We start from the raw sequence: 18190 nt of genomic DNA, 5'->3' as shown, positions 1-18190 counted from the left end.
ATATTATATTTAAAAGTATTATGCAGTTTGCATGTTATGTTTTCCTTCGTATACTTCTTCAATCAACTTTTTATTAAACGCTGGCAAATCGTCAGGATTACGACTAGTCACTAAACCTTCGTCTACGACTACTTCACTATCCTCCCATTTAGCACCTGCATTTACTAAATCTGTTTTAATGGAGCTAAACGATGTTACTTTACGTCCTTGCAATACGTCTGCCTCTGCCAATAACCATGGTGCGTGACAAATTGCTCCTACAGGTTTTTTATTTGCGAAGAAGGATTTTATAAACCGAATTGCTTCTGGATTACGCCTTAATTTATCGGGATTGATAACACCTCCAGGTAAAACAAGTGCATTATAATCGTCTTGACTTACTTGATCTAGAGTTTTATCTACGTCATAACTATTACTCCAGTTACCGTCTGCCCATCCTTTTATTTTTCCTGATTGTTCTGAGACGATGTGCACGTCTGCGCCTGCTTCTTTTAAAGCTTGCATTGGTTGTTTTAATTCACTTTCTTCAAATCCATTTGTTGCTAAAATCGCAACTTTCTTTCTCTCTAAGTTTTCCATTGTTCTGTTTTGGTTTTAGTTGTTACTATTTCGATTCACATCTAAAGTACTAAAAACAGTAGTGTTTACAGAATTACAGCATTGGTTTAACTTGGATTTAATAGGATTTGTTAAAGGATAATAGTTAGGTGTTAAATACTTAATTATAACGTTAAAAGATTTAACTATTTAGGTTCAATAATTAAATATACAGAAGTACTATCACCAACATTTAAGACTTCATGTTCGCTAATTTTATCTTTAGACCAAGTCACACCAGTTGTTACAGGAATAGTCCGTGTGCCATTTGCATCTGTAATTTGAAACGTGCTTCCAGCTAATGTATAGCCAAAATGCGGTTTATGATAGTGCTTTTGGTGTCCAACATTGGGAGGAAATGTACACTTTAAAATACGTTGCTTTTTTGTTTCATTTAAAACCTCGCAAACTTTTTTCCCTTCCCAACCAGCCTCTAGCGGGTCTGGAAGTGTTTGTACTGTTTTGCATGCAGAAAATAAAACTAAAAATATGATTATATAATAGGGTTTCATGTTAAGATAAATAAAAATTAATACATGATTTTTACTAACATCTCCTTAAGCAAATCACCTTGTGGTACAGCATTACTATCCACACCTTTACTTTTACCATCAAACTCGCGCAGCGTTGCAATAACCTGGCTTACTTTACGCATTGGGTAATGTCGTGACGCCTCAATATATTCGTTAACAAAATAGGGGTTAACGCGCAGAGCTGAAGCTACAGCACGAGGATTTCTATCCGACATACCATGTAAATGTAACAGTTGAGAGAAAAAACTAAACAATAACGAAACGGTCAAAACCATCGGGTTATCTTTAGGGTTTTCAGCAAAATAATGTACGATTTTAAACGCTTGCGCTGTGTTTTTAGATCCAATAGCCTTACGCAACTCAAAGTTATTGTAATCTTTACTGATTCCAATATTTTCTTCGATATGATCTGGTGTAATCTGTGTGTCTTTAGGTAAGACTATCTGCAACTTATCCAATTCATTACTCAATTTACTTAAATCTGTACCTAAAAACTCTACTAGCATCTGGGATGCTTTTGGCGTAATAGAATATCCTTTTGGTGACAATACGCGACTAATCCAATCCGGAACTTGATTTTCATAAAGCTTTTTACTTTCAAAAACAACACCAGATTTTTTAATTTCTTTATAAACAGCTTTACGTTTGTCTACCTTTTTATATTTATAACAAATTACTAAAACCGTTGTAGGTTGCGGATTTTTGGCATAAGCTGCTAATTGATCGATGGTTCTAGCTAAATCTTGTGCTTCTTTTACAATTACCACTTGGCGTTCTGCCATCATAGGATAACGCTTAGCATTGCTCACAATATCTTCAACAGTTACATCACGACCGTATAAAACCATTTGGTTAAAACCACGTTCTTCCTCCGTTAACACGGTTTTTTCTATATAATCCGAAATTTTATCAATATAATAGGCCTCCTCACCCATCAATAAATAGATAGGTTTAAGGTTCTTGTTTTTTATATCAATGACTAACTGTTTGACTTCGTCCAAAGGAAAAAATTTTAAAAATTTGGTTTTTGACTTATGAAGGTTAACTTTGAAGAAAACCGAATACAATTTAATGCAAGAGTTAAACTTTCCAAAGTTTGAGTTTCGATTCAAAAATAACGAAAATAAAGTATCTATTTTTGATGTTATACGTAAAAGATTTATGGTCTTACAACCAGAAGAATGGGTAAGACAACATTGTGTACACTATTTAATAACCGTTAAAAAGTACCCGATCTCTTTAATTAACGTAGAAAAAGAACTAAAAGTCAATGATTTAAAAAAGCGCTATGACATTGTTGTGTTTAACACGGATGGCACTATCCATTTAATTGTAGAGTGTAAAGCACCTAAAATAGAAATTAAACAAAATACGTTTGACCAAATAGCACGTTATAATTTGGCGTTAAACGCGACCTATTTAATGGTTACCAACGGTATTAATCATTATTATTGCAACATGGACTTTGAAGCAGAAAAGTATCATTTTTTACAAGATATTCCGGAATATAACGCGCAACACTAAGTAAAATACCAAATAACAACTAAATATCTCTTTTTTGAATATAGCAGTAGTCATACTAAATTGGAATGGAAAAGCATTGCTTGAGCAATTTTTACCAGCTGTGGTCTCCTACTCTCAAGGTGCTACTATTTATGTAGCGGATAATGCATCCTCAGATGATTCTGTTGCATTTATAAAAGCAAATTATCCTGAAGTAAAAATTATTCAGAATAAAGAAAATGGTGGTTATGCTAAAGGTTACAATGATGCCTTACAACATGTTGAAGAAGCTATTTATTGCCTTTTAAATAGTGATATCGAAGTCACTCCAAATTGGTTGACACCCATAGTTGATACTTTTAAATCGGAAAGTGAAACTGCAATTATTCAACCAAAAATTTTAGACTACAAAGCTAAAACCAAGTTTGAATACGCAGGTGCAGCAGGAGGTTTTATAGATAAATATGGCTACCCTTATTGCAGAGGTCGTATTTTTGATACTATAGAAGAAGACACTAATCAATATCAAAACGCGTCTATTTTCTGGGCTTCAGGTGCTTGTTTCTTTATCAGGAAATCTACCTTTAGAGCATTACAAGGTTTTGATGAGACCTTTTTTGCACACATGGAAGAGATTGATTTATGCTGGAGAGCCTTTAATCTAAACTATAACACAAAATACATTGGTGATTCAACCGTATATCACGTTGGAGGCGCCACTTTAAACGCTAGCAATCCCCAAAAAACCTATCTTAATTTTAGAAATAGCTTATTTACTATTACTAAAAATGCTAGCGGAAATTTACCTTCACTAATTTTTATAAGATTAATCTTAGACGGTGTTGCTGCTGCAAAGTTTTTATTTAATTTAAAATTTAAACATATTTTTGCAATACTTAAAGCACATCTGTCGTTCTACAGGCATCTAAATTCGCTTTTAAAAGCAAGAAAACAAAGTCCGCAAAAAGCCAGTTATTTTACAAATAAGTCTGTTGTATGGTCTTATTTTGTTGATAAAAAGCGTAAATTTAGTCAATTATGATGCTTTTAGCAAAAATTTTGTTAAACCGTATTTTAACATTTTAATTATTTATACTTTTGACGAGTATAAATTTAATTTATCATTCAATAATTATGAAAAAAATCCTATTACTAAGTGCAAGTGCACTTTTATTATTAAGCTCATGTGTATCTAAAAAAGAATTTGCTGCATTAGAAGCAAAACAAAAAGAAACACAGGATTTATTAAACACAGCAACTGTAAAATTAAACTCTTGTTTAGCTGACGAAGCAGCATCTGCAGCTCGTCTTAAAGAAATTCAAGCACGTTTAACAGATATGAAAGCAAATAACCTTGCTTTAATTGAAAGTACTAAAGACATGACAATGTTAACTGCACAAGGTGCTAAAAACGTTGAAAAATCTTTAGAAAGTTTAAAAGAAAAAGATTTAAGAATTACAAGATTACAAGATGCGTTAACTAAAAAGGACAGTGTAACACTAGCTTTAGTAACAAGTTTAAAGAAAGAAGTTGGATTAAACGATCCAGACATCGAAATCAATGTTGAAAAAAGCGTTGTATTTATCTCTTTATCTGACAAGTTATTATTCCAAAGTGGAAGCTACTACATCTCTTCAAGAGCTAACGAAATTTTAGGAAAAGTTGCTACAGTAATTAATGGTAAGCCAAACTTTGAAGCAATGGTAGAAGGTCATACAGACAACGTACCTTACAATAAAGGTGGAGTGTTAGTTGACAACTGGGACTTAAGTGTAAAACGTAGTACAGCTATTGTTAGAGCATTACAAGATTTAGGTGTTGATCCTAAACAATTAATTGCAGCAGGACGTGGTGATCATTTACCTTTAGTTTTAAACGACTCTCCAACAAACAGAGCAATTAACAGAAGAACTAAGATTTATATCTTACCTAAGATTGATCAATTTTATGAAATGATTGAAACTGAAATGAAAAATTTATCTAAAGAATAAGTTTTCTTTTATATAAAACAGAAAAGCTCAACCGAAAGGTTGGGCTTTTTTTATGCACTTAATTTAAAATGTCTTTTTATGTATAATACTGGTGTAAACACCCTTAAAAAACCTCAACACTACAGGGATACACTCTATAATAACAGAAATTTAGTAAAGCCTTATTTATCGTGACACCACACAGACAACTCATTACCTGAAGGATCTAAAAACTGAAAACGACTACCACTAGGAAACGAAAAGATATCCACACTAAGTGTACCTCCAAATTCTAAAATTTTAGCCTTAGCTTGCTTTAAATTATCATGATAAATAACTATTAAAGCTCCATTACTTATAGCTTGCTCTGTTTTTTCAAAACCACCAGCAATTCCGCTAGCTTCAAATGCTACATAGTTTGCGCCATAATCTGTAAATTGCCATCCAAACGCTTTATTGTAAAAGGTTTTTACAGCTTCCAAATCATGAGCTTTAAACTCGATATAATTAATATGGTTGTTGGTTGGCTTCATTATTGACAAGTTTCAAGATAGTCTGCTCTTTATTCCTAAATAAATTTAAAAATAAATCTTTTTCAATTTAATTGAATTAAAAAATCTCTATACTTCCTTTTCCTTCTCTAATAATTTCAGGCTGATCACCAGACAAGTCAATAATAGTAGACCCCTGATTATCTCCGTAACCACCATCAATAACTAAATCGACAAGGTTACCCCACTTTTCTAGAATCAATTCAGGATCTGTAGTGTATTCTAATATGGTATCTTCATCTCTAATAGATGTAGATACTATTGGATTGCCCAAAACCTTTACTATTTCTAAAGCAATGGCATTATTAGGCACACGTATACCAACCTCTTTTTTCTTCTTAAAAGCAGCTGGTAATGTTTTAGAGCCGGGTAAAATAAAAGTATATGGACCTGGTAATGCTCTTTTTAATATTTTAAAAGTTGAACTGTCTATTTGTTTTACGTAATCTGATAAATTACTTAAATCATGGCAGATAAAGGAAAAATTAGCTTTTTCAAGCTTAACCCCTTTTATTCTAGCAATACGCTCTAATGCTTTTGCATTAGTAATATCACAACCTAATCCATAAACCGTATCCGTAGGGTATATAATAAGTCCGCCTTTTTTTAAGACGTTAACAACCTTTTTAATCTCCTTTGGATTTGGGTTTTCTTCGTAAATCCTGATAAATTCTGCCATAATATTTAGTTTTATGTTTATCCTATAAGCTGAAGTTTTGCAAAACGTAATAATAATTTCTTTTTACCACCAAACTGAAAATTGATTTCTGCTTTAACATCCGCACCTTTGCCTTCAATGCTAAGGACATCGCCTCTACCAAATTTTAAGTGTTTTACTATATTACCTACTGCTAATTCTCCTTCAATTAAGTTAGCCTCTGCTGATGGAACTACTTCTGAAGCTTTTTTTAATTTTTTTGGTACACTAATTTCGAAATTTACTGGGTCTTTCTTCTTTGCCACTTTCTTTTGTAATTTAGGTTGTATTGCTTTTTTAAATCTAATTTTGTTTGGTGGTGTATCTCCAAAAATATCTGCTGATAACATTGGATTAATACGCCTTTCTTCTATTGGAGTAATTATGTCTAGAAACTGATCGTCTATTTCTTCAATAAAACGACTAGGTTCTGAGTCTACTAATTTTCCCCAACGGTATCTTGATAATGCATAAGTTAAATATGCTTTTTTCTCCGCTCTTGTTAATGCTACATAAAATAAACGACGTTCTTCTTCTAGTTCACTACGTGTATTCATACTCATAGCACTTGGAAACAAATCTTCTTCTAATCCAACGACAAAGACATTACTAAACTCTAATCCTTTAGACGAGTGAATAGTCATTAACGCCACGTGATCCGGATCTCCTTTATCGCCATCTAAATCTGTTGCTAAGGCTACATCTTCTAGAAACTCTGCTAAATCATCTTTTGAATCAGCAATTTCTAATTGGCCTTCAACAAAATCTTTAATACCGTTTAATAATTCTTCGACATTCTCCAAACGCGTCACGCCTTCAGGAGTACCATCTTTATTAAACTCTTTGATTAAACCACTTGTTTTAGTTACATATTCTGCTAAATCAAAAGCATTTGCTGTTTGATTCATTACTTGATAACTTTTAATAAGCGTTACAAAATCTCTAAGCTTATTTTTAGTTCCCGAATTTATATTTATGTCTACGGTGTCAATATTTTCTAATAAACCGAAAATAGTTTTACCACTCTCATTAGCAGCAACCATTAAACGATCAATAGTTGTTTGACCAATACCACGACCTGGATAATTAATAACACGTTTTAAAGCTTCCTCATCAGAAGAATTTAAAATCAAACGTAAATACGCGGTCACATCTTTTATTTCTTTTCTTTGATAAAAAGACAATCCTCCATAAATACGATACGGAATACTTCTTTTACGCAAAGCTTCTTCCATTGCACGAGATTGCGAATTGGTACGATATAAAATAGCAAAGTCACTGTTAGGTACGTGATCTGTCATTTTTGTTTCCCAAATAGCACTTGCTACAAAACGACCTTCGTCACCATCCGTTAAACTACGGTGCACTTGTACTTTTGGACCTTCATCATTTGCTGTCCAAACGATCTTTTCTAATTTTGTCTGGTTATGTTCTATTACTGAGTTTGCTGCACCAACAATGTTTTTTGTTGAACGGTAGTTTTGCTCTAAACGGTACATCTTAACATTATCATAATCCTTTTGGAAATTTAAGATATTACTGATGTTTGCCCCTCTAAACGCATAAATACTTTGCGCATCATCCCCTACGACACATATGTTTTGAAAACGGTCCGCTAACGCACGAACGATTAAATACTGACTATGGTTTGTATCTTGATACTCATCCACCAAAATGTATCTAAACTTATCTTGATATTGTGCTAAAACCTGAGGGAATCTTGTTAATAACTCATTGGTACGTAAAAGCAAATCATCAAAATCCATTGCTCCTGCTTTAAAGCAACGCTCTACATAAGCCTGATATATCTCTCCCATTTTTGGACGTCTAGACATCACGTCCGCCTCCATTAATTCTGGATTATTAAAATAAGCCTTGACAGTAATCAAACTGTTTTTGTAAGATGAAATCCTGCTGTAAACTTGTTTTGTTTTATATAAATCTTTGTCTAAGCCCATTTCCTTTATGATAGATCCCATCAATTTCTGAGAATCTTGGGTATCATAAATAGTAAAATTACTTGGATATCCTAAATGATGCCCTTCAAAACGAAGAATTTTAGCAAAAACGGAGTGAAATGTTCCCATCCATAAGTTTTTAGCCTCACTAGCTCCAACTATTTCTGCAATCCTACCTTTCATTTCCTTAGCCGCCTTATTGGTAAAGGTTAAGGCTAGAATATTAAATGAGTCAATACCTTTGCTCATTAAATAGGCTATCCTGTAGGTAAGTACACGTGTTTTACCCGATCCTGCACCTGCGATAATAATCATAGGTCCATCTACTTGAACGGTAGGCTCGTACTGTGCTTCGTTTAACTGACTTAGATACTTTTCCAAATTGCTTGTTTTTTTAAGGTTACAAAAATAGTTAATGTAACCGTTTTAACCCCTTGTATTTGTTAATAATTATAAACAATTACTCATCTTTTGTACCATCTCCTGCCATAGCAGAGATTAAACCTGCTTGTGTGTTTTTCCAAACAAAATTAAAAATAGACTTTGTACTATCTCTAGTCACTGTTTTAGTATCGCTATCTCTAAAGTTATCCGGCTGATTACTACTGTTTTTAGATACAAAAAGATTAATTATTCCGGAAAGCAGCTTGTTTTTCTCTTTCCCATTATCTTTAAGAATGATAATATCAAAATTAGTATACTTCGTCTTTAAATTTACTGTGGATGTGTTAGAATTTCCATCAATGGTGAAATAAGTCTTAATCAAATCACCTTCTAGCTTTAAATTTAAATTGGGTTGCATAAACGGATTTAAGTCGGCAGCTTTTAGTTTTCCCAATTCTGCTTTAAACACAAAATTGTCAGTTTTATTAGCAACATCAAAAGCCCAATTAACAGCAAGAGGAGTGCTTTCCATGAAAATACAATCTAAAGCAATTGTTGTTTGATTTGGCAACTGATAACCATTGCCTACGTTTTTTAATTGCCCATTAAAACGTTTAAAGTGCAATTGACCCGCATCATGATCCTGTTTTACTTTTTCTTCATAAATGATTGCACCATCTACTATATCCACTTGCTTGACTTGTAACTTAAAGTCCAAATCTCTTAACATTTTACTGTACAGCGGTTTTAGCGTCAAATCATCAACAACCAATTTATCACGGTAAATATTAAATACAGGCAAGTTAATAACTAATTTATCACTTGAAAACCCATTGATTTTTTTGTTTTCAAACGTAACCTTTTGGTTCTGAATTTCTATTTTTGGGATTCTCAAATCAAAATGATCACGTTCTGTTGTAATCACTTTAGACAATTCTTCTTTTGTATAATTCGTCTTTAGACTAAATCCTTCTATGCTAACATTGTTATTATCTAGTGTAAAGTCGTCCACAGTAATTGTTTCAAAAACACCTGCTTTATATTTTAAGTTAGTACCATTTAAAATTGAATTGTTAAATACAAAAGGTACTTTGGAGTCAGAGTTTGGGTCCATTACAAATTCTGTAATAGCAAAATCAAGTTTTTCTGCTTTAACAATTAACGAATCATTAGCGCGATCAAAAATGACTAGATTAGCATTACTTATGGTCAAATTATCTGCATGTAACACCTGCTTTAAATTATCCATTACAGATTGACCTCCTATCTCAGTACTCACTAAAGCATTATGATAATACGTGATTTTTGGATCTTTAAAATCAATAGTTTTAACCGCTATTTTATTGTTAATCATATAATCCCAATAACTAAACCCAGAAACAGAAAACGCCGTCATAGCAATTGTAGCATTGACTTTACCTGTTGTTTTTCCTGTAACTTTAAGACTAGGAGCTTCCAAATTAATATGCCCAGTTAAAAGGTTTAACTCTATATCCTGATAATCTAAAGCCATAGATTCTGGTAAATTAACGACAGCAGCTTTTATTTTGTTTTTTACTATTGCTTGCCCTACAAACAACAAAACTGTTGAAACTAAGATACAAAGGGCTATTATTAGTGTTATTTTCTTTCTTTTTTGACTCATATTATAAAGATAACCGATAGATCCTAAATACCAATTTTTTACAAATATCTTAACATCAGTAGTACCTACCGTCTACTTAAGGGATTATAATCCTCTAAAACCAGAGTAATAAAGTGTTAAAACAATGGTCCTTTACTATTTTATAAAACTAATTGGCTTGTAATTATAGATAATCCTTATTTTTGATGAAACCTTTGATTAAAAATATGGATACATTTATAAACTTAATTTCAAATATTTCTTGGTGGCTTTGGATAATTATAGCACTTGTTCTTGTTGCTGTACGAGACATTTTTCAGAAAAAACACACCATTAGTCATAACTTTCCAATAGTTGGTCATTTTAGATATATACTGGAAAAAATTGGTCCAGAATTAAGACAATATCTTGTTGCTAACAACAGGGAAGAGCTGCCATTTAACCGTATTGAACGTGGTTGGATTTATGCTTCTGCAAAAAAAGAAAACAACTATGAAGGTTTTGGTACAGACCGCGATATTTATGCACATCAACACATATTTATAAATAATGCCATGATGCCTTATAAGGTTGCAGACTCGCATCCACACGCTACAGATAAATCGTTTTTACCTTGTGCTAAAGTTATGGGAGAACATAGTAAACGTAAAAAACCGTTTAGACCGGGTTCTATAATTAATGTCTCAGCGATGAGTTTTGGCTCGCTTTCCGCGAAAGCGGTAGAATCTCTAAACAAAGGGGTTAAAATAGCAGGCGCTTACCATAATACTGGAGAAGGTGGTTTATCTCCTTATCACAGTCATGGTGGAGATGTCGTGTTTCATTTTGGAACAGGTTATTTTGGTGTTCGTGCAAAAGACGGTGGTTTTTCTATGGAGAAAATGGTAAAATTAGTCGAAGACAATCCTTTTGTTAGAGCTATAGAAGTTAAACTATCTCAAGGTGCAAAACCTGGAAAAGGTGGCGTATTACCTGGTGCCAAAATAACACCAGAAATTGCAAAAATTAGAGGTGTTGAAGTTGGAAAAGACGTCCTATCGCCTCCTAATCATAAAGCGTTTTCTAACGTACCTGAATTAGTAGATTTTATTGAAGCTATTGCAGAAAAAACAGGACTACCTGTTGGTATTAAAGCTGCTATTGGAAAGCTAGAACAATGGGAAGAATTAGCAGATATTATGGTTAAAACTGGAAAAGGTCCAGATTTTATTACCGTTGACGGTGGTGAAGGTGGTACTGGTGCTGCCCCTCCAAGTTTTGCCGATCATGTTAGTTTACCATGGGTGTATGGTTTTGGGGATTTATATAAATTATTTCAGAGTAAAGGCTTAAGCGAGCGTATTGTATTTATTGGTAGTGGTAAATTAGGTTTCCCTGCCAAAGCAGCAATGGCATTTGCAATGGGTGCCGATTGCATTAATGTAGCACGTGAAGCTATGATGAGTATTGGTTGTATCCAAGCGCAAGTTTGCCATACTAACACGTGTCCAAGTGGTGTTGCTACGCAAAGTAAATGGTTACAAAATGGTATTGATCCGACTTTAAAATCCGAACGTCTAGCACAATATTTTAGCACATTTAGAAAAGAGTTTGTCGAAATTACGCATGCTGCTGGATATGAGCATCCATGCGAATTTAAAATGACTGATATTGAAGTTAATGTAGATGATCACAATTTATCAAAAGAATTGGATAGTACTTATGGCTACACCAAAACAGTAGTTCCGTTTAACGGAATACAAAGTTTAAAAGATTGTAAATATTTAGGCGGAAAAGCTTAAATCAAACTATTACAAACTAAAAAAGAGGCTTCAACTGAAGCCTCTTTTTTTTTTACATAAATTTGAGTTTTATTTTTAATTTATCGACTATCCTTTTCTTAATTTATTTACAATTAGACTGTCATCTTAAAAACAGCCAAAGGGTTATTATGTTTAACTCTTTGAAAGGTTTCGACTACGCTCAACCTGACATTGCGGTTTTAATTTAATTATAATAATTATGTTATTATTAAATAAACTCAAACTATAACACTAATTATCTCTTAATACATGTATGGCTGCGGATAAAGATTTAACTAAGCCATTATTATCTGTATAACTTCCTGTAATTGTAATATCTATATACTGTCCTACTGTTCCAAAATTTGTAATTGTAGATGCTAATGTATTCGGCACACCGTGATCTATATTCAAACTGTTTAGCTCAATTCCAATATATGAAGGACCATTATCTGGATGCGTCCCTAAAGTAGTTGCACTTCCGCTTATTAAAATACTTTCTCCAATATCGTTCTGACCACCAATACTTACAGAAGTCGAACTCCAAGAATCTGCAGTAATATTACTTAAAAAGTAGTCTACAGGATCATTATCTACTTGAAGTGTAATATATTCTGACACTGCGTTACAAGCTATTATATTTCCAACATCGGCACTTCCAAAATTATACGAGATAGTATCCGTTTCTTGAAATGTATCGTAGTCTACACCTTCTAAACTAAAACTTGTTAAGGCAGCACACTGAATAACAGATAACGTAAAATCTCCATTAGTTACAGGTACCGATGCTAATTGATTGCCATAAATTATTGAGGCATAACCATTAGTTACATTTGTGTTTGCACAGTTAACTAAAGTACCACTAATTACAGTTGCTGTAACAGAAGGTAATACTAAACTATAATTAGTATCTGCTGCAAAAGAACCGATGTTAGACGAAAACACCTCAACACCACATGGATCAAATGCTTTTAAAGTAAAGGCTTCGTTTATTGGAACAAAACCACAAATATTACCATCGCCATTAGTAAAAGCCGTTCTTCCATTAACTGCATTACTTTCAATAAGTTTAATATCAAGATTAGCTAATGGATTATTATTAGCATCCACAGCGTTTATACATAAAATTACCGCAGGAAATGGCGCATCCCAGTTCCACCATGAAAAATGAGAAACTTCTCCTTGATACTTTCCGCCAACTAATGTTGCTTCTCCATCTTCCATCCAGACACCAGAAACCTCATCAAAATGCCATAATGGAATTGTTGCTGGTGCTACTCCGTTTTGTGCAGGATTTATAGGTAACTCTATTTGTGCCACACTTCCATCTGCAATATTCAATTTTTCCCCTGAAGCCCCTTTTAATTCAACATTTAACATCCCGTAAGACACTAAAACACGTTCTTCCCCATTAGCATTTTCAGCTTGCAAGTTTCCTGGCATAATTGCTTCGATCGCAGGGTTAGACGTTTCTAAGTGATACATATAAACATCTACATTTCCTGAATAAGCATTCCCGTTTTCATCTTTAAAAGCACCATCAAAACTCACTTTAGCGCCATTACTTAATGTAACCTCACTACTACTACCCGATGCTACTGTGCTTACTAGAGTTTCTGCTACAAGCATAATATTAATCATATTGGTTCCCGAAGTTGGCACTACAGATCGCATTCCTTTTAAATAACCAGGTTTTTGCGCGGTAATAAATCCCAATCGCTCTTTAACAGAAACATCATTAATTACAAACATTCCATTATTATCTGTAATTGCTGTTTTATTACCTATTGTAATATTTACATTATCTAAAGGTATAGAAGACTGATCTACAATACGTCCCATAAAATCTCGTTGAATATTAGAACCAAAATCTATTTGAGAATTCCCTGACGTACCTTCTGGCACTTCTGGCATATCAACAGATTCGTTAGGATTACAAGATGTCAATACCATCATTAGCATGACCATTACACCAAGTATTAATTTAAAGTTTGCGTTTAAAGTTTTCATAATTTAAAGTTTTAACTGTTTAGAATTTATCATTTATATAGTTATATAAACTGATATTGATTTCTGTTACCCCTTGAGACCATGTTTTTATGATTTATTTTAAAATAAGCACCTAGACCTAACAGCTAACCTATTGTAAAACAGAAACAACAATTCAAAAATAGCTGACAATACTTTTTTTAAACCCTGCTAATTTATTATCGACCGTCTTCATTCCATTAAAAACAGTTTTGATTCCATTATCTGTTTTCTTGTACAATAATTTAAAAGACATTATGTTTGTTATACTAAACCAAACAACTTATGGAAGAACAATTATTAAACGTCGTCATGTATTCTGTCCCTTCAATCATCACAGGGGTTATAGCTTATCTTTTTTTTAGAGAACACATGCAGAACGAAGAGGAACGTCGTAAATTTAATATTGTAAAAACCCTTAGTAAAGAGTCTTTACCGGTAAGACTTCAGGCTTATGAGCGTTTAGCATTATTTTTAGAACGTATATCTCCAAACAAATTATTACTACGTGTGGCACCACTGTCATCAGACAAACAAGCATATGAAGATTTACTAATAAAAAGTATCGAGCAAGAATTTGAACACAACCTATCACAACAAATTTATTTAAGCGACGACTGCTGGACTATAGTAACCGCATCTAAAAGTGCAACTATACAATTAATTAGAAAAGTAAGTATGAGCGAAAAAATAGACTCTGCAAGTAAACTTAGAGAAGCTATTTTAAACGAAATGCTTGACAAAGCAGCACCAAGTAATGCCGGTTTACATTATATTAAAAAGGAAGTTGCGGAAATCTGGTAACCAAATTTTACAAAAAAATAAAAAAGCCCTATCAAACTATAGGGCTTTTTTTATGTACATAGTGCATCAATACAATGCATTTACACTTTATTTTATAGGTACAGTAGAGCTATACTCATCATGATTTTCATATTTACCTTGCGCATACAAATACCCTTGTAACCACCACTCTTCCATCAGTTTCTTATTAAAAATCAATGAGTTTTCTGTTAACTTAGTTGGTGTATAATATAGGTTTAGCTTCACATTTCTGTGTTTTGCAGCCAATTTTCCAATTGCAATATCCCCTTTTTCTACTTGATCTAATAAATGCCCAAATAGGTTAATCATTAACGAAAACGGGTTTTTGCCCAACACCTTGTTGTATTCCAAATTTTCGCTTTCTAAAACTATAGCATCCACTTCTGTAGCGCCACGCAAAATAGCTTCTCTTATTGGTATTACACAACCTAAACCACCATCTGCATACTCAAAACCATCTTTTATTGCCAATGACATAAACGGAATATAATTGCACGAAATCCAAACCCACTCGCAAAACTCCTCGTAGCTATAATCGTTAATAGACTTATACTCCACTCGGTTTTTAGATAAATTAGTAACCGTAACCACAACATCTTCTTTAGTGGCTTTAATTGTATCATATTCAGCTTTAGTAAAATGCTCTTTAATATGTTTTTTTAGGTTTTTACTTTCTCCAAAAGTTCGTTTTCGTTTAATAAATTGTAACGCCGTATTAAAATAGTTAATCGACACATACTCTCTATCGCCTTTTTTCTTAACCACAAATGGATTAATACTAAAAATCGAATTCTGATTAACATGTGTATAAATATCGTAAAGCTTACCAATATTGCCGGTAGCCAAATGCGGAATTAACAAACTTCCTGTAGATGTTCCCAAAAACATATCATACTGTTTTCCTTCTTGTTCAATTAAATGTTGCGCAACACCACCTGCAAATGCACCTTTACTTCCTCCTCCAGATATGACTAATGCTTTCAAATTATTGTTTTTGGTTATCCTGCAAATTACTAATTATAGATTTATATTTTTCATTTTCAGATAACAAATCTACAAGTTGCTTAGCAAAACTCTTGAAACGCCAATTATGGTGCTTCGTCGCCTCTACAAGATTTGTCAAAGCAGCGGGATTAAACACACCCAAGCTAGACAAAGTTTCAAAAGCATTTTGTCGTCTTGAAAAGGGTTGCGTAGGATTTGTATAACCTACTAATTCATTAAAAAAAGCTTCCGTTTTATCTTGCTCATACTCTGGTGTAGCAATAGCTAGAGCCAACCATAAGATTCTAATATTATAATTATTAAAACCGTAAATCGTCTTTGTTTGCTCTAAATATAGGTTTCGCTTACGCGGAAAATTGGCCCATAGGTTATACAATGCTGCTTCAATGGTAATATAAGAAGCATCATTAAGCAACCCTTCATACTGCTTTTGATATTTTAAAGGAACCGTTCTCAAGCCTAAAGCCAAAGTTTGTCTTAACTGAATTTGGTCCGAATTAAATGCCTCTAAAATTAAATCGTCAGAAGTAGGATACTCTGGTTTTGATAACGCTTCCTCTAAAACCGAAACCTGAATAGCATGAAACCCTTCAGGCAAAGTTGTAATTAAGCTAAACGGAATGTAATTATCATCCGCATCAGTCCTGTAACTTAAATATGGATTAGTCTGCTTGGTTATTAAAAACGAAGCGGTTTCATTGTCTTCTAAACTGGCTATCATTTGTCCCTCCAACAATACAGGCGATTTTAACCAACGGTCCACAAATAACGTTAAGTCTTTTCCCGATTGTTTTTCTACTTCAGTTATAAAACTAGAAGTCTCAACATTTTTAAACGCATAACGGGTTAAGTAATCCTCTACAGCCTTTTTAAAGGCTCTGTCACCCACTTTTTCTCGTAAAACATGTAAAGCCCAAGCACCCTTTTTGTAAAACGTTGTACTGCTAGATTTTGGATTTAATAGCGCAGTACCATCTCCTGCTTCATCTTGTGCTTTTAATTCTACATAATACTCATAAAGCCTATTGTAGTAATACGCGTCTCCAAATAGATCTCGTTCTGCCAAAAGGGCGTAATACGTTGCAAAACCCTCCTGCAACCAATGGTGCGACCCCGAAGTTTCCGTAACCAAATCTCCAAACCATTGGTGCGCCAATTCATGCGCATTAACATTAACGTAGTTTTTATCTATAAAACTAGTGTTGTCAATCATAAAATCGTCACTAAAAATAGTGCAACTCGTATTTTCCATTCCTGAATACAAAAAATCTTTTACCGGTACTTGCTTATAGTTTTGCCAAGGATAAGGTACACCAATTTCGTTTTCTAAAAAATCAAACATTTGTTTGGTATAGCGGTATGTCGGCTCAATTTTAGCAGAATCTTCTGGATAATAATACAATTGTATAGGTATTCCGCTTTGAGATGTAATTACCTTTTGTTCATATTTGCCAATAGCCAACGCGACAAGATAACTTGACATTGGTTTTTGCATGTCGTAGTGCCAAGTGGTTGTTGAGTCGTTACTAATTTTATCGATTAATGCACCGTTAGCAATAACCTGATAGTCTTTATCATAAGTAATTGACAAGTCAAATTCGATTTTATCATTCATATCATCAATACTAGGTAACCAATGACTTGTGTACTTACCTTGTCCCTGGGTCCAAATTTGATGAGAGTTTTCTTTTTCAGTAAAGTAGAGCGCTTTTTTAGGCTTTACTGTATACTCGATATTTAACTCATGATACGAATTAGCTTCAAATTGTGGTTTATATATAATTTGCTTTCCGTCATACTCAAAATCAAGATCGTAATGGTCATCATAAAAATTGGTGATTTCAATGTTTACAGCGTCAATCATTAAAGAATCAAACGGCTTCAAGGCTTTATAAATATATTTAGCTTTCCCTTTAACAGTATTGTCTTTTTCAAAACTAACTTCAGCTTTAATAGATATAAAATCAATAAATTCAGTTTGTTGCGCTTTCGCGGAAAGACATAAAAACGTAATAAATAGCACTAAAAAGTATCTCATAAATAAATTTAAACAAGGATTAGACCAAAATACAATTTTTTGTAACGTGTTAACTCCTCTTTCTTTTGATTTCCTTTAAAGAGGAAACAAAATTCATTCATCTCTTTACAAAAAGAAGAAAATTGATTTGCAGCAAGATCTTTATTGTATTCATTGATCTTGTCCTCTTTTTTTGAAAACAACCATCAGTTCGAGTGCCTTGACGAAGGAAAGGTGTATCGAGAACTCTACTTTCTTACAAATACTTCTCGATACAATTTGCTCATGCTTCACAAATCACTCGAAGTGACGCTACGCAGTAAAACACACAATAACAAGCACAAGACGTCAGTTCGAGTGCCTTGACGAAGGAAAGGTGTATCGAGAACTCTACTTTCTTATAAATACTTCTCGATACAATTTGCTCATGCTTCACAAATCACTCGAAGTGACGAGACGCAGTAAAACACGCAATAAAATAAGCATAACACAAAGCACAACGCGTCAGTTCGAGTGCCTTGACGAAGGAAAGGTGTATCGAGAACTATACTTTCTTATAAATACTTCTCGATACAATTTGCTCATGCTTCACAAATCACTCGAAATGACGCTACGAAATAAAATAAGCATAGCAATAAAAAGCACAACGCGTCAGTTCGAGTGCCTTGACACAGGAAAGGTGTGTCGAGAACCAAACACTTTCTAAACTTTTATAA

At 33.4% G+C, this 18190-nt stretch carries 15 protein-coding genes; 5 read left to right on the top strand and 10 right to left on the bottom strand.

Annotation, left to right across the window (positions count from 1 at the left end):
* Positions 1-18 precede the first annotated feature (18 nt).
* From BMZ09_RS14925 to holA, 3 genes are all read right to left on the bottom strand, one after another.
* A complete protein-coding gene (locus BMZ09_RS14925) occupies positions 19-579 on the bottom strand; it encodes a type 1 glutamine amidotransferase domain-containing protein (RefSeq protein ID WP_090842087.1) in 561 nt (186 codons plus the stop codon).
* Between the two features lie 164 nt (positions 580-743).
* A complete protein-coding gene (locus BMZ09_RS14920) occupies positions 744-1109 on the bottom strand; it encodes a cupin domain-containing protein (RefSeq protein ID WP_090842085.1) in 366 nt (121 codons plus the stop codon).
* A gap of 17 nt (positions 1110-1126) precedes the next feature.
* Positions 1127-2131 carry a DNA polymerase III subunit delta gene (gene holA, locus BMZ09_RS14915; protein ID WP_090842147.1) on the bottom strand — a complete coding sequence of 335 codons (1005 nt, stop codon included), beginning with the start codon at positions 2129-2131 and terminating at the stop codon, positions 1127-1129.
* A 70-nt stretch (positions 2132-2201) separates the two neighbouring features.
* On the opposite strand from holA, the gene BMZ09_RS14910 reads away from it, so the two are divergent.
* The 3 genes from BMZ09_RS14910 to BMZ09_RS14900 all read left to right on the top strand — a co-directional run bounded on the left by BMZ09_RS14910 (position 2202) and on the right by BMZ09_RS14900 (position 4625).
* Entirely contained in the window at positions 2202-2654 is a 453-nt protein-coding gene (locus tag BMZ09_RS14910; protein WP_090842083.1) for a type I restriction enzyme HsdR N-terminal domain-containing protein, read from the top strand.
* A 34-nt stretch (positions 2655-2688) separates the two neighbouring features.
* Positions 2689-3675 (top strand): glycosyltransferase family 2 protein, encoded by a 987-nt coding sequence (locus BMZ09_RS14905; RefSeq protein WP_090842081.1) that lies wholly within the window; start codon positions 2689-2691, stop codon positions 3673-3675.
* A 92-nt stretch (positions 3676-3767) separates the two neighbouring features.
* Positions 3768-4625, top strand: a complete 858-nt coding sequence (locus BMZ09_RS14900; RefSeq protein WP_090842079.1) for an OmpA/MotB family protein — start codon at positions 3768-3770, stop codon at positions 4623-4625.
* A gap of 161 nt (positions 4626-4786) precedes the next feature.
* On the opposite strand, the gene BMZ09_RS14895 is transcribed toward BMZ09_RS14900, so the two are convergent.
* The 4 genes from BMZ09_RS14895 to BMZ09_RS14880 form a co-directional block, all read right to left on the bottom strand.
* Positions 4787-5137 carry a VOC family protein gene (locus BMZ09_RS14895; RefSeq protein WP_090842077.1) on the bottom strand — a complete coding sequence of 117 codons (351 nt, stop codon included), beginning with the start codon at positions 5135-5137 and terminating at the stop codon, positions 4787-4789.
* Between the two features lie 76 nt (positions 5138-5213).
* Positions 5214-5834 (bottom strand): L-threonylcarbamoyladenylate synthase, encoded by a 621-nt coding sequence (locus BMZ09_RS14890; RefSeq protein ID WP_090842075.1) that lies wholly within the window; start codon positions 5832-5834, stop codon positions 5214-5216.
* Positions 5835-5851: 17 nt separating this feature from the next.
* Positions 5852-8191, bottom strand: coding sequence for an ATP-dependent helicase (locus tag BMZ09_RS14885; protein ID WP_090842073.1), 2340 nt, complete (start codon positions 8189-8191; stop codon positions 5852-5854).
* A 79-nt stretch (positions 8192-8270) separates the two neighbouring features.
* On the bottom strand, positions 8271-9839 hold the full coding sequence (locus BMZ09_RS14880; RefSeq protein ID WP_143067836.1) for a hypothetical protein: 1569 nt from the start codon (positions 9837-9839) through the stop codon (positions 8271-8273).
* 206 nt (positions 9840-10045) lie between these two features.
* Between BMZ09_RS14880 and BMZ09_RS14875 the strand changes: the two genes are divergently transcribed.
* On the top strand, positions 10046-11599 hold the full coding sequence (locus BMZ09_RS14875) for an FMN-binding glutamate synthase family protein (protein ID WP_090842145.1): 1554 nt from the start codon (positions 10046-10048) through the stop codon (positions 11597-11599).
* A 252-nt stretch (positions 11600-11851) separates the two neighbouring features.
* On the opposite strand, the gene BMZ09_RS14870 is transcribed toward BMZ09_RS14875, so the two are convergent.
* Complete coding sequence (locus tag BMZ09_RS14870; protein WP_090842069.1) at positions 11852-13609, bottom strand: carboxypeptidase-like regulatory domain-containing protein; 1758 nt, start codon at positions 13607-13609, stop codon at positions 11852-11854.
* A 303-nt stretch (positions 13610-13912) separates the two neighbouring features.
* Between BMZ09_RS14870 and BMZ09_RS14865 the strand changes: the two genes are divergently transcribed.
* Positions 13913-14431, top strand: coding sequence for a DUF7935 family protein (locus BMZ09_RS14865; RefSeq protein ID WP_090842067.1), 519 nt, complete (start codon positions 13913-13915; stop codon positions 14429-14431).
* 87 nt (positions 14432-14518) lie between these two features.
* Here BMZ09_RS14865 and BMZ09_RS14860 read toward each other — a convergent pair whose 3' ends face one another.
* Positions 14519-15436: a patatin-like phospholipase family protein gene (locus BMZ09_RS14860; RefSeq protein WP_090842065.1), complete on the bottom strand. Its 918-nt coding sequence runs from the start codon at positions 15434-15436 to the stop codon at positions 14519-14521.
* A 1-nt stretch (position 15437) separates the two neighbouring features.
* Positions 15438-17495, bottom strand: a complete 2058-nt coding sequence (locus tag BMZ09_RS14855; RefSeq protein ID WP_090842063.1) for a M1 family metallopeptidase — start codon at positions 17493-17495, stop codon at positions 15438-15440.
* Positions 17496-18190 lie beyond the last annotated feature (695 nt).

The organism is Olleya namhaensis, from assembly GCF_900114005.1.
GTDB classification, from domain to species: domain Bacteria; phylum Bacteroidota; class Bacteroidia; order Flavobacteriales; family Flavobacteriaceae; genus Olleya; species Olleya namhaensis.
The sequence above is the reverse complement of the archived record's forward strand: the minus strand, read 5'-3'. Positions and strand labels throughout refer to the sequence as shown.